The sequence below is a fragment of the Lonsdalea britannica genome, from assembly GCF_003515985.1.
Classification (GTDB): Bacteria; Pseudomonadota; Gammaproteobacteria; order Enterobacterales; family Enterobacteriaceae; genus Lonsdalea; species Lonsdalea britannica.
Genome location: NZ_CP023009.1, coordinates 1511061 through 1523409 on the forward strand (window position 1 = coordinate 1511061; position 12349 = coordinate 1523409).

General features: G+C 41.5%; 11 protein-coding genes and 3 pseudogenes. 6 read left to right on the forward strand and 8 right to left on the reverse strand.

Annotated elements, in window-relative coordinates; all coding sequences use genetic code 11:
* Nucleotides 1-69: 69 nt before the first annotated feature.
* Nucleotides 70-393: a hypothetical protein gene (locus tag CKQ53_RS07130; RefSeq protein ID WP_094118908.1), complete on the forward strand. Its 324-nt coding sequence runs from the start codon at nt 70-72 to the stop codon at nt 391-393.
* Here the strand turns inward: CKQ53_RS07130 and CKQ53_RS18380 are convergent.
* The 6 genes from CKQ53_RS18380 to CKQ53_RS07155 form a co-directional block, all read right to left on the reverse strand.
* Nucleotides 379-1251 (reverse strand): hypothetical protein, encoded by an 873-nt coding sequence (locus tag CKQ53_RS18380; RefSeq protein WP_139824076.1) that lies wholly within the window; start codon nt 1249-1251, stop codon nt 379-381. The two genes, CKQ53_RS07130 and CKQ53_RS18380, sit on opposite strands and share 15 nt — an antisense overlap.
* A 23-nt stretch (nt 1252-1274) precedes the next feature.
* Nucleotides 1275-1889, reverse strand: a complete 615-nt coding sequence (locus CKQ53_RS07135; protein ID WP_094118907.1) for an HNH endonuclease family protein — start codon at nt 1887-1889, stop codon at nt 1275-1277.
* Entirely contained in the window at nt 1886-3757 is a 1872-nt protein-coding gene (locus CKQ53_RS07140; protein WP_094118906.1) for an AAA family ATPase, read from the reverse strand. The genes CKQ53_RS07135 and CKQ53_RS07140 overlap by 4 nt, the downstream gene beginning before the upstream one ends.
* A gap of 2 nt (nt 3758-3759) precedes the next feature.
* Nucleotides 3760-4668, reverse strand: coding sequence for a DNA-methyltransferase (locus CKQ53_RS07145; RefSeq protein ID WP_162896330.1), 909 nt, complete (start codon nt 4666-4668; stop codon nt 3760-3762).
* The gene (locus tag CKQ53_RS07150) at nt 4661-4978 is read right to left on the reverse strand and encodes a HigA family addiction module antitoxin (protein ID WP_094118904.1); all 318 of its coding nucleotides are present in this window, start codon (nt 4976-4978) and stop codon (nt 4661-4663) included. The genes CKQ53_RS07145 and CKQ53_RS07150 overlap by 8 nt, the downstream gene beginning before the upstream one ends.
* A 604-nt stretch (nt 4979-5582) precedes the next feature.
* Nucleotides 5583-5999 carry a hypothetical protein gene (locus tag CKQ53_RS07155; RefSeq protein ID WP_094118903.1) on the reverse strand — a complete coding sequence of 139 codons (417 nt, stop codon included), beginning with the start codon at nt 5997-5999 and terminating at the stop codon, nt 5583-5585.
* Between the two features lie 571 nt (nt 6000-6570).
* Between CKQ53_RS07155 and CKQ53_RS07160 the strand changes: the two are divergent.
* Nucleotides 6571-6687, forward strand: a pseudogene (locus CKQ53_RS07160) (Arm DNA-binding domain-containing protein); the annotation flags it as partial.
* 774 nt (nt 6688-7461) lie between these two features.
* On the opposite strand, the gene CKQ53_RS18385 reads toward CKQ53_RS07160, so the two are convergent.
* Complete coding sequence (locus CKQ53_RS18385) at nt 7462-8445, reverse strand: hypothetical protein (protein ID WP_162896331.1); 984 nt, start codon at nt 8443-8445, stop codon at nt 7462-7464.
* A 53-nt stretch (nt 8446-8498) separates the two neighbouring features.
* Between CKQ53_RS18385 and CKQ53_RS07175 the strand changes: the two are divergent.
* From CKQ53_RS07175 to CKQ53_RS07190, 4 genes and pseudogenes are all read left to right on the forward strand, one after another.
* Nucleotides 8499-9481 (forward strand): annotated as a pseudogene (locus tag CKQ53_RS07175) (IS3 family transposase); the annotation flags it as partial.
* 101 nt (nt 9482-9582) lie between these two features.
* Entirely contained in the window at nt 9583-10755 is a 1173-nt protein-coding gene (gene istA / locus CKQ53_RS07180) for an IS21 family transposase (RefSeq protein ID WP_094118650.1), read from the forward strand.
* Nucleotides 10755-11552, forward strand: coding sequence for an IS21-like element helper ATPase IstB (gene istB / locus CKQ53_RS07185; RefSeq protein ID WP_094118651.1), 798 nt, complete (start codon nt 10755-10757; stop codon nt 11550-11552). Before istA ends, istB begins: the two co-directional genes overlap by 1 nt.
* A gap of 56 nt (nt 11553-11608) precedes the next feature.
* Nucleotides 11609-11740, forward strand: a pseudogene (locus CKQ53_RS07190) (integrase core domain-containing protein); the annotation flags it as partial.
* A gap of 134 nt (nt 11741-11874) precedes the next feature.
* On the opposite strand, the gene CKQ53_RS07195 reads toward CKQ53_RS07190, so the two are convergent.
* Nucleotides 11875-12126 (reverse strand): PAAR domain-containing protein, encoded by a 252-nt coding sequence (locus CKQ53_RS07195; protein ID WP_094118653.1) that lies wholly within the window; start codon nt 12124-12126, stop codon nt 11875-11877.
* Between the last annotated feature and the right edge of the window lie 223 nt (nt 12127-12349).

The window sequence follows — 12349 nt, forward strand, 5'->3', positions numbered from 1 at the left end:
TTTAACCTATTGACTAAAGATAGTAACACTATATAAATAAATAAAAGAAAAACAAAAACAGGAGATTATATGAAATTTAAATCATCAGTTAATAATAATGGCGTTTATTGCGAAGAGTTTGATTTTTGGGATAATGCGATATTAAAAGCTTTGTTTGAGTATGATCGGTTGGTCGAGTTGGGTATGATGGAAGAGGGTATTAATGAGGAAGCATTTTGTGAAATTATAACCTCTTTATCAATGAATCCTCAAGTTGTTTCAAGTTTACCAAATTCAAGTTTACATCTTAACTCCGATGACATTCCTCCTGTTACAATTGAGAGAATAAGGCTGGTATTTAGCCAGCCGATGAGTAAGTTCATACATTTCGGATTAAGTTCAGACAATGATTGATTTTGCAAGGGAGTTGTATTTATTGCGTTTATTCAAAGTATTAACATAAAAGGTTCCATCAAAATTAATTACTTTCTCAAATAATGTTTTTTCATAACCATCAGCCATATTTTTTTCAACAATGCATAAGGTGACTGATTCTTCTGTGTATTCTGAAGATAATGAATGATTGTATAAGTAGAATGAGATTTTTGCTTTAATAGAATTGTTTTTTTGAGAGATATAAAAGCTCTTTTTATTAAATCTTGAATTATTTCCGAAGTTAAATAATTGTGATTCAGTTTTTATTTTGTCATATACATCACTGCCAATTTTACACGATGATAAATCTTGGGATTTTATAACATATAAAAAAGCAATAGGAAGATTGTATAGATGGATTGAGTGATACAAGTAACCTTCACATGAGTTAAAATCTTCAAGGGTTTTCTTCAATAATTGTTCATTAAAAGTTATACCTATTGCTGTTTCCAGATGATTAATTAACAAATCAAAATGGTTTCTTATTGCGTCTTTTATTATATTGTTTGTGGCATGATTTAATGGACGTTTGATTTTTTCATCAAAATTGGAAGGATTCGCTAAAGAACAATCATCATACGATGATTGATCATAGTCAGCTAAGTCAGTAACGCTGTATTTGCAATGTTTCGCATAAAGGGTATTGCTTTTCGTCTGCGAGACTATCCTGTTTACTAATATTACTGGATTATGACAAGCGGGACATAAGGCAAATGCCTGTGTCTTGTTATTAATATCCTGCAAATATGGATAGTCTTTATTTGTCTCCTTATCATACTTGGCTTGTGTTAATGGATAGGCATATCCTTTGTTTTTTATAAGGCTGAATACATTCATCTTATTCTCGCTATAATATATAGTTAAAGTTTTTTAAAAATATTTTTTATATCCGCTTCGATATCATGTCTTCTTATTTCTAAGGCAATAAAGGGATACCGTTTTTCAACAAAATGCATATCTACATGTCCATCTATTAAATCCATAATTATACCTAATCTATTATCTACCAATCCTTCGTCCGCATTAAGTTTTAGGACTTTGATTGTATTTTCAATTTTTTCTTTAGTTTCTGGGGCAAGGTTCTCACCGGCTTTAACGAGACAGCTCGGAAAATCTAAAACAAACCATCCCGGCTGAATGGTAAAGGGATCGCAGATATTGTCTGCACTACCCTTATACTGATTAATTTTATCTAAGCATAGTCTGTAGTTACTCCATTCATAAGCGAGCTTAGGGTATTTACTTTTAGGTAAAAAATGATCTACTGCGCCTGGTGCAGTTGGCAATGAAATACAGCTATATGCACAAATTGCTTTATAAGATGAATGTAAACTATGGGCTGCTTTTTTCCAAAAGTCCTTGCCTGAGAAGTCCTTAGATGAAGGATTAGGTGTGCCTTTAAGAAAAGCAGCACCTTTTTCCCTTACGTTTTTATCAAAATCATCTGGTTCAGGTATTAATTGCAGAGGTATCATATGTCGATTCCTTTCTTTTCAGCAAACATCATCCATCTTGGCCAAAATCTATCAGATGCAGAAAGATACTTACGTAATCTTAAGGTGACTTCTTCTATTGACTCAATACTTGGAGACGTAGATTCTTGCAATTTTTTCGCATCCTCTATTGCCGATTCACCTTCCTGAGAACGAGCTTGACGAAGTTCAAAAATTGGTGACATTAACCATGAGGAAATATCTCCATATTTTATGAAATCTAATTCTTCTAATGTTACAATTCCCTGCTCGTCAAGTTGTAAATGAAAAAGGCTATCTGTTTCGTCGTTAAATACTTCTTCTGAAGATGCCATCACTAATGGTGAGTGAGTAGCAATCATAAATTGAATCTTCAACTCGTTTGAAAATACCTTATCAAGAGCAATTAGCGATGGTAAAAAGGCTCTTTGCCATTTAGGATGCAAATGAGCCTCCAATTCATCAACAAGAACTACCATATTATTTTGAGATGGTATATTCATCATCTCCGAGATAACAAGATGCTCATTCCATGCCCAAACGATCATATATGCTAAAGCAACTATTCTCCTAACACCTGCTGACGCGCTGGTTATAGGGATCTCTCCGTAGGGATGAATTAAGGTGGGAATAACTCGTGGATCATCAGGAATTCTAACTGGTTCTCCTGGTTTCAAAATACCTAAGTCCGGAGGTGATAGTTTTTCTAAAACTTTTTCAAAATGTTTAAAATGCTGACTTTTATTGTCATTTTTCCACGTTATCCAATCTCTGATTAATCCTTCAAGAACTCCTATGCCATCTTGTCCGTCCCATACTTCTTTATTTTTAAAAACAAATTTTTCTTTTTCATTAAAAGCTGATTGGGATGAGTATTTCCTGGCCGGGTCCCATACAGCAAAAGAGCCATCTACTTTTGCATAGACAATAAGTCCAGGAATTGTTGGTCTGTCAGTTTGAGTTGGCCAACTAAAACTATCCCAGTCAAAGTTTACACAATTATCGGACTTGAATTCGCCATTGCCTTTAATTGAGTAAGTTAAGTTTATTTTTTTACCTCTTAATCTTGGATCAGGATAAGCTACACGTTCTGTCCATGTATTAGTTAATGCCCACCAAGCAGACTCCAAAATGAAAGATTTTCCAAGTCCATTATCACCGGTGATAATATTAAGTCGCGTCTTTGGTTCAATAGAAAGCTTTTTAGCTGGTCCAATATTTTCAATTGACAAAAGTGATAAAGTTCCGCCATTTTCTGGTTTTGAATCGGGTGGTAGTGATAGCTTTCCTTTAATCTTTTCCCACGAGAGGCATTCATGATCAAATAGATTATCCGAATTACCATTTGGGTTTGAAAATAATGTATCCTGTTCCTCTTGTAAAACATTGAACTCTTTGATAAAAGTGGAAATTATCTTTTCATAAGAGGTGCCTGGAGCGAAATCGTTAAATTTGTATATCCAAATACATAATGACAATAGTGGGATTTTATTTTTCTTTATAGACGGATGATTTTTTAATACTGATAAGTAGTCATCAGTCCATGCCCATTGCTGAGTCCCTTTGGGATGAATAAAAGCATCAGAAAATGTTTGTGTGTTTATAGCCTGAAGCCCAGATGAAGCATAATTGTTATTGAGCCATTCATGAGATGTTCGATATGTGAAAGGTTGATAAAAATATTCTGAATCAGGATCAATTTTATGAACTTGCTCAAGAAAGTCTTTATTCTTCGCGTCTAAAGCGAATTGTATACTTTTACCTACAGGGAGTTTCTGCTTTTTACAGACAAGAAAAGTTATACCGAAAAAAGGATGGACCTTTTTAAGGTCCATGATTGCATTCAAAACTGCATTTTGACTAAAAAACATAATCAAATGTTCTCCATGTTTAATGCAGAATATTCGCAAAATTCATGATTAAGATCTATACCAATCGATGAATATCCCATTTGTGCTGCTACACGGCAAGTTGTCCCACTGCCTAAAAACGGGTCCAGCACGATGCCTGCAGGCTTACAACCTATTTTTAAGCATCTTTCGACCAAAGCATCTGGATATGGTGCCGTATCAAGACCACTTCCACTCTTAGGTCTTGCAGGTATTGTCCACATGTCCTCTTCGACTTTTTGTTCAACAAGCTCTTGCTTGTTAAAATAGTATTTTCTACTTTTAACAAACATAAACACATATTCATAGCTTCGGCTCGGTCTATCTTTTACAGATTCAGGAAGACACTTTTCTCGGTGCCAAATGATTGAACTACGAATGACCCAGCCACGGCTTGCCATTTCAATTGCTACCCTCCAAGGTATTCCAATCATAGATTTTCTTTGTAATCCTATCCCCATTCCACCGCTTTTATCTACAGCTCTAAGACCAAATCGTCGTTTGTTACTTTTTCTATCTTTACCTTGCGACTGGCCTTTTCCTGAATAGTATGTATCGCCAATGTTCATGAATAAAGTCCCCTCTGGATGAAGGGCTTCTTTCACGCTATCCATAACATCAGCGATGGCATTTACATATTCTTGCACTGAATCTTCCAGTCCAATTTGACCATCGACACCGTAGTCTCTAAGCCAAAAATAAGGAGGAGAGGTGATTGCACAATCAATACTATCTTTAGATAGCTCTTTGATTACTCGCGCTGAATCTCCGTTGAATATATCCCATTTCGCCCCCGCTGAAGTAAATCCTTCCCAATGTGTTTTAACCTCTTTAGCATTTTCTGCTGTAGCACATTCGGGGTTTTGGTAATCTAACTCTGAATTATTAATCATTATTGGTATCTTTTGACATTCGGTTTGATTCAGCCATGTGAAACTTTGGCAAGATCTGGATTTCTTCTTCTGATTTAACTTTGGCCTCATTTAAATCAAAATATAATTGCAATTTTAACCAATATTCTGGTGGTGACTGGAAAAAGTGAGCTAATCGTAATGCTGTATCACCCGTAATTGATCTTTTTCCATTAATAATTGTAGTTATTCTATTCTTGGGGACACCTATCTTTCTGGCTAACTCAGAAGCACTTAAACCACATTGTTCAAGCTTAAATAATAACGATTTTCCAGGATGCTCAATTTTCATTTTGGTTGCCTGTGAAATTTTACATTAATATATTACATTATCACTGTTACGTCAAGCGTAACCTTTGGTGTTTTATTTTTCAAATTTAATATTAAATATCCTCGCAATAATCATTCTTTGAATTAATCCTATCGGCAATTATTACCGTTTTTAATTTCATCACAAGTCAAGGTCAGTGATGTTTATCGTAATTGCCAAGCATAATAAAAAATATAGAAATATTTGACATATTTAAATTATTATATTAAACATTAGTTATCACTAAGTATGTATGTTTAAATATAATTAATATCATCGAGTGATAATTTGTAACGAAAGTATCCTGCACTCTGTGCAGTTAAGAAATAAAAGTATGTATCCTGCACTCTGTGCAGTTAAGAAGTAAAAGCATGTATCCTGCACTCTGTGCAGTTAAGAAGTAAAAGCATGTATCCTGCACTCTGTGCAGTTAAGAAGCAAAAGTATGTATCCTGCACCCTGTGTAGTTAAGCTTTAAAAAAAATAAGCATAGAAGACATTTCGAATGTCTTCTATGCTTTGAACTATCTAAAATTCATAATCTTTTGTGTGATGTTTTGATACTGCTATCCGTCTGATAGGTTTTTTATTTTTGCTTTAGCCTTCTTAGCTTCATCGATTCAAGCGAAAATAACAATAAAGTTGTGCTGTATATAAAACCAGAACTCGTTAATAATTTTAAATTTAATGCTTCAGGATTTTCACTGAGAAAATGGAAAACATAAACTAAGTATACAGCTAATGCAGCCGTTCCGATTGTTGGTCCAATGTCACCTTGATCATGTGGTTCAAGATTTACATTGAACCTAAAGATTAGCCATTCAAATCCCCAAGTTATGAAAACTACTATTAGCATTGCTGCCAGTAAAGTTGTAATATTTTCTGCAGTGGGATTTTGTAATGCAGATTTATCTTGGAAGAAATCACATAATGTTAATCCGCAAAAAATAAAGAAGATTGGTCTGGAACTAAATTTATCGAATATTTTAAATAACGCATCCATATTTAATCATCTCATTATGAAACGGTGGTCTCAACGCTTAGGTATTTTATCATTTATTCGAATAATATTGCTATTTCCTCATCAGAATTTTGAATTTTATTCACTAAAAATAATGATTTACTTCGTTGATTTATAACAATTATTATAAGTTTTACACAGTTTGTGATTTTCATGCTCGTTAGTTTAGCATTGCCTTTTTTGAGTAAATTTTTTACCCTCAATCAAGGTTAATTCCACCTTTCATACTATATGTTCGATAATCACCAATCGGGATTGATGGTATCAATGATGGTATCGTCCCTAATTTCTATTACTTTAATCCATTAAGATCATAAGGATAGTTGCGATGTTCGAGTTCGGCCTTCGCACCAACAGTATGTAAATAGACCTCAACTGAGGTCTTTTTTTATGTCTGAAATCCGCGCCACACAAGCCTTCACCCGAATTTTCTGTCAACGGAAGTCAATCTGAGTCCACCCACATCAATCTGCTTGTGAGTATAGAACCGAGTATATGTGCTGGTTCGATATTGCTTGTGTATTCACAGCAGGATTATGGAAGGATAACCATCATGGCCCTGACAGATACCAAGGTACGTTCTGCTAAACCCGAAGAAAAAGCGTATTCGCTGGTTGATGGCGACGGCATGTTTTTGCTAGTTCATCCCAATGGCTCAAAATACTGGCGCACCCTAAATACCTGACAAGATTGAAATATTATCTGTGTCATAAGGCTACCAGTAATCTACTGAGATGGTTGATGAGTCAGTGCGAATCTATAACCGTGAGCGATTTCATCTCTCCCTAAAATACCAAACGCTTGATGCACCGAATCGGGCATTTTAATATCGAAAAAGTGTCAACCTATGTCAGGGCCAGACTTACGGTTATATTCGCTGACCACGACACTGAGCTGGCGGTGATTAAGCAGCACAAAACTCAGAACGCCTAAAAGTAGCGCCAGCCAGCAGAACAAAATTTTTACTCCACTGACCCCGATGAAAAACAGAATAATAGACAGCGCGAATCCTGGAAAAAACACGATTGCGGCAGTTCCTACCAATACCCCACTCAGCCACTTAAATGTCGGGGAGTGTAAGAAAGGTCCAACAATAGTAATTGTTGCCAACGGGCTTAGGATAGTGATTAACAGTGCGTAGCCCGGCTCTTGCATCAGAAATAGAAACTAATAGGTAAGGTCAGCATGACATGTCTCTTCAGAGATAATTGTAATAGCGGATGGAAATGACCACACATCATCTTCGACAACATCAGGGCAGGAAGCGCATTGATGCCACGATTAAAGGCAGCGGAAAACAACGCGATAACTCATTTCATACTCGTTTACAGTGAGGGAAAGGAAAAAGAGAACGGAAACAACTGCTCGAAGTGTATAACAACCTGATGTTGTTTTACTTCAATAGGAACCGCGAGTATCAGCGCTATCGCCAGAGCGGTGCCGGCTAAAAATAACGAGCGCGGCTAAACACAACATCTAACTTTTTGCGGCGCTGGATATTGCCAACAGGCGCAATGCCAAATACACGATGCAGTTTGTCGCGTGTGATCACCCATTCATCATCACGACGTACCGCATTACCAATCAGCAGGTATTTAGAGCCTTGTCTAATAATATATTCTCGCTCAATTTCGCGCCCACTACGTTGCTGTGTATTCGCCGATAACAGATGGAAGTCCAGGTCGATACCATCAACCAGCACACTACCTGTACTGTCACGCAGCAGAAATGGATGGCAACACTGCTCCTCATGAATTATTCGGTAATACGTTCTCCCCTCACGGTCGCGCTTTTCTTCACTAACGCAGTGGTAGTAACCAATACAGCGCTCTTTGCTCAGCGGTGCCAACATCTGCAGTTTTGCCACTAGTTTGCCTTCCAATTGAACCATGCCGGTCGTCATTGAACGCACGTTACTGCTGGGTAACGTTTCCTGAAAACGCATAAAACGGCTCTGCGCTGATGGTTGCGCAACGCGGAAAATCACGATACCGATAAACGCCATAATGGCTAATACGCCGAAAAAAGGAATCAGTATTAGCGCGATAAGTGTCAGACTATTCAGCACGATTTTCCACAACGGCGTACGTTTTGTCGTAAGGGTAGTAATCTCTATTGTTGGACTGCGGGTAGCAACTCTGCTGGGGGCGACCTTTCCCTGTGGAGATTCAGGCTTACCCAGGTCATCATCCTTAGTGACATTCAGCAGTGCCGAAATGCCATAAAATAGCAGAGCGGGCACAACAATCAGCGCAATAATCCCAACTGGTGTTAAGAGCATATTGAAAAAAGCATCGCCAAAGATCAGATGACAAACTTTACCCGCAGCGATAAGCAGGATAGAGAGTATGACCGGTAACAGCAGAAAACCGGGACCGTTAAAAAAGCGAGACAGATATTTTGTAAGCATCCCGGTAAACCAAACCATTCACTTTTAGAGATCTTCCGACATACTGATTATGTCCCCTTAAGGAGATCGCCATGCGTAAAGCCCGATTTACTGAGCACCAGATCATCGCCGTCCTGAAGTCCGTCGAAGCCGGGCGGACCGTCAAAGACGTCTGCCGCGAGGCCACGATTTCTGAAGCCAGCTATTACAATTGGAAGGCGAAATATGGCGGTATGGAAGCTGCTGATATCAAAAAAATCAAAGATCTTGAGGACGAGAATCGTCGTCTCAAACAGATGTTCGCCGACCTGAGTCTGGAATGTCGGGCACTGAAAGACATTATTGAAAAAAAGCTTTAAAACCAGCGATAAAGCGTGAGCTTGTCAGCTATCTGACGACGCAATTTTCGATGAGCTTACGCCAGGCGTGCAGGACATTATCGTTGAGCAGGACGGTGTATTTTTACCAGCCCGATACCCGCCGGGATGAGCCCGTGATCCAGGCGCTAACAGAAATGGCTGAGCGTTATCCACGGTATGGCTTTAAGAAACTGTTCCTGGTGCTGCGCAGGCAGGGCAACGCCTGGAACCATAAGCGAGTTCATCGAATTTACTGTCTATTAAAACTGAATTTTCGCCGCAAGGGAAAACAACGTCTGCCGGTACGCAACCCGGCACCGCTGGCAACGCCGGAGGCGCTGAACCAGAGCTGGTCTATTGATTTTATGCATGATGCACTGGTCTGCGGCAGACGTTTCAGAACCTTCAATGTGGTGGATGATTTTAATCGCGAAGCGCTGGCGATAGAAATCGACCTGAATATTCCGGCACAGCGTGTCGTCAGAGTGCTGGACAGGATCGTGGCCAGTCGCGGATATCCGCTGAAGATGCGGATGGATAATGGGCCTGAGCTGGTCTCACTGACGCTGGCACACTGGGCTGAAGAGCATGGTGTGATGCTGGAGTTTATTAGTCCGGGGAAACCGACACAGAATGCCTTTATCGAACGTTTTAACCGGACATACCGGACAGAAATCCTGGATTTTTACCTGTTCAGAACGCTGAATGAAGCACGGTGTTAGCGCCAATGATATAAGACAGTAATTCACCATTTGGATTGTCCGCTCCACCCAACATGTTGTTTCCTTGAGGTTCTCACACCAGAAAGGACATCAACATGCTGAGCAGAGAGGACTTTTACATGATAAAGCAAATGCGCAGGCAAGGTGCGTACATCGTCGATATTGCGACTCAGGTGGGGTGCTCTGAGCGCACCGTCAGACGGTATCTTAAATACCCTGAACCACCGGCCAGAAAAACGCGCCACAAAATGGCCAAACTGAAGCCGTTCATGGACTATATCGACACGCGACTGGCAGAGAATGTCTGGAATGGCGAGGTCATCCTCGCTGAAATCAAAGCAATGGGTTACACCGGTGGACGTTCCATGCTGCGCTATTACATCCAGCCCAAACGCAAAATGCGGCCGTCGAAGAAAACAGTCCGCTTTGAAACCCAACCCGGCTACCAGCTTCAGCACGACTGGGGCGAAGTTGAGGTAGAGATCGCAGGGCAGCGATGCAAAGTTAACTTCGCGGTTAACACGCTAGGGTTCTCCCGTCGCTTCCATGTCTTCGCCGCGCCAAAGCAGGATGCTGAACATACCTATGAGTCACTGGTCCGTGCCTTCCGCTACTTCGGTGGCAGTGTTAAAACCGTGCTGGTTGATAACCAGAAAGCCGCGGTGCTGAAAAATAACAACGGGAAAGTGGTGTTCAGCTCCGGGTTCCTGCTGCTGGCCGACCACTATGACTTCCTGCCACGGGCCTGTCGCCCGCGCAGGGCAAGAACCAAAGGCAAAGTAGAGCGGATGGTGAAATATCTCAAGGAGAACTTTTTTGTCCGGTATCGCAGGTTCGACAGCTTCGCCCACGTTAACCAGCAACTGGAGCGTTGGATGGCCGATGTTGCTGACAAACGGGAGCTTCGCCAGTTCAGGCAGACACCGGAACAGCGCTTCGCGCTGGAAAAAGAGCACCTTCAGCCGTTGCCGGGGAGCGACTTCGATACCAGCTACTTCGACATCCGCCATGTGTCATGGGATAGCTATATCGAGGTGGGTGGCAATCGTTACAGTGTTCCCGAAACCCTGTGTGGACAGCCGGTCTCGATACGGATCTCGCTGGATGATGAGCTACGGATCTACAGTAATGATCAGCAGGTGGCGTCACACCGACTCTGTTCAGCATCATCTGGCTGGCAGACAGTACCGGAACATCATGCTCCGCTCTGGCAGCAGGTCAGCATGGTGGAACATCGCCCACTGAGTACCTATGAGGAGTTGCTGTGATGCATGAGCTTGAAGCACTGCTGGGGCGTCTGAAAATGGAGCACCTGAGCTACCACGTTGAAAGCCTGCTGGAGCAGGCGGTCAAAAAAGAGCTGAACTACCGTGAGTTCCTGTGCATGGCGCTACAGCAGGAATGGAACGGCAGACATCAGCGCGGAATGGAATCCCGACTGAAGCAGGCGCGCTTCCCGTGGGTCAAAACGCTGGAGCAGTTCGACTTCAGCTTCCAGCCAGGTATCGATCGCAAGGTCGTCCGGGAGCTTGCCGGGCTGGCGTTCGTGGAGCGCTGCGAGAACGTGATCCTGCTGGGGCCACCCGGTGTGGGGAAAACCCATCTGGCCGTTGCTCTCGGCGTGAAGGCTGCGGATGCAGGTCATCGGGTGCTGTTCATGCCGCTGGACAGACTGGTAGCCACGCTGATGAAAGCGAAGCAGGAGAACCGGCTGGAGCGGCAGCTGCAACAACTGAGTTATGCGCGGGTGCTGATCCTGGACGAAATAGGCTATCTGCCAATGACCAGAGAGGAGGCCAGTCTGTTCTTCCGGCTCCTGAACCGACGATATGAAAAAGCGAGCATCATCCTGACGTCCAACAAAGGCTTCGCAGACTGGGGAGAGATGTTCGGAGATAACGTACTGGCAACTGCGATCCTGGATCGACTGTTGCACCACTCAACCACATTGAATATCAAAGGAGAAAGCTACCGATTGAAAGAAAAGCGCAAAGCGGGTGTGCTGGCTAAAAACGCAATGCCAATCAATGAAGATGAAATGGCAGAAAGCGGTCAGCAAAAATGATCAAATAGCGGGCATTAAAAATGGCGAAAAACGGTCATAAAGCTTGGCGTTGACAACGGGAAATCACAGAGCGCTGGTTGACTGAATATAATAGTGAGCGGCCCCATGAATCCCTGAATAACCTGACACCGGAAGAATACCGGCTGATGGCTGAAAAAACGGAAATCTCAAAAAGTGCGTGGAACTAAAACAGGTGTGCTTACAATTTAAGCCACATATTGATACATCAACACTCCTGTCGTTATTGGTTCGTCCTGAGTGGAAAAGGATTTTCGGCCAATATGCTCCCAGCGTCTGGATGGTGCATAAGCACTACAGCCAGTTACCCAATCGCCACACTTCCACCGCCGATAATAACACCGCCACAGCTAACGGCGTCTCCCGTACGTGCAGCGGGTTTGCCGTCAATAAAGACACTGGATGAACCACCGCTAATGATGCGGTTGTGCCCGTGCGGAGCCAGAGGATCGCCTTGTCGAGCCAATGGAAGACCATCAACCTTAACGGTTGATGAACCCGCTGTGACAGGCGTAGGCGGATGGCTACCGTGGCAGGGGCAGTCCAAATCACTTATCTAATTTTTTTAAAAATTAGAAGGATCAATATCACACTAATCGGAAAACCAATCAACACAACTGAGCGCATTGAATCCATAGCGCCTCTCATATCGGCTAATATCGCAAAATGATATTCAACGGACACTGTTTTATCAGATAAAAAAACCATCCTTTCATTATCCTGAATATACCCAAAAGAAACAAAGGCAATACTAAAAAAATAAAAAAAACAAACTATGA

Bases quoted from the DNA above. Each gene is read 5' to 3' on its own strand.
- CKQ53_RS18385 (WP_162896331.1), bottom strand. From the start codon at position 8,445: ATGGTTTGGTTTACCGGGATGCTTACAAAATATCTGTCTCGCTTTTTT.
- istA (WP_094118650.1), top strand. From the start codon at position 9,583: ATGCTGAGCAGAGAGGACTTTTACATGATAAAGCAAATGCGCAGGCAA.
- CKQ53_RS07150 (WP_094118904.1), bottom strand. From the start codon at position 4,978: ATGAAAATTGAGCATCCTGGAAAATCGTTATTATTTAAGCTTGAACAA.
- CKQ53_RS07130 (WP_094118908.1), top strand. From the start codon at position 70: ATGAAATTTAAATCATCAGTTAATAATAATGGCGTTTATTGCGAAGAG.
- CKQ53_RS07155 (WP_094118903.1), bottom strand. From the start codon at position 5,999: ATGGATGCGTTATTTAAAATATTCGATAAATTTAGTTCCAGACCAATC.
- istB (WP_094118651.1), top strand. From the start codon at position 10,755: ATGCATGAGCTTGAAGCACTGCTGGGGCGTCTGAAAATGGAGCACCTG.
- CKQ53_RS07145 (WP_162896330.1), bottom strand. From the start codon at position 4,668: ATGATTAATAATTCAGAGTTAGATTACCAAAACCCCGAATGTGCTACA.
- CKQ53_RS07135 (WP_094118907.1), bottom strand. From the start codon at position 1,889: ATGATACCTCTGCAATTAATACCTGAACCAGATGATTTTGATAAAAAC.
- CKQ53_RS07140 (WP_094118906.1), bottom strand. From the start codon at position 3,757: ATGTTTTTTAGTCAAAATGCAGTTTTGAATGCAATCATGGACCTTAAA.
- CKQ53_RS18380 (WP_139824076.1), bottom strand. From the start codon at position 1,251: ATGAATGTATTCAGCCTTATAAAAAACAAAGGATATGCCTATCCATTA.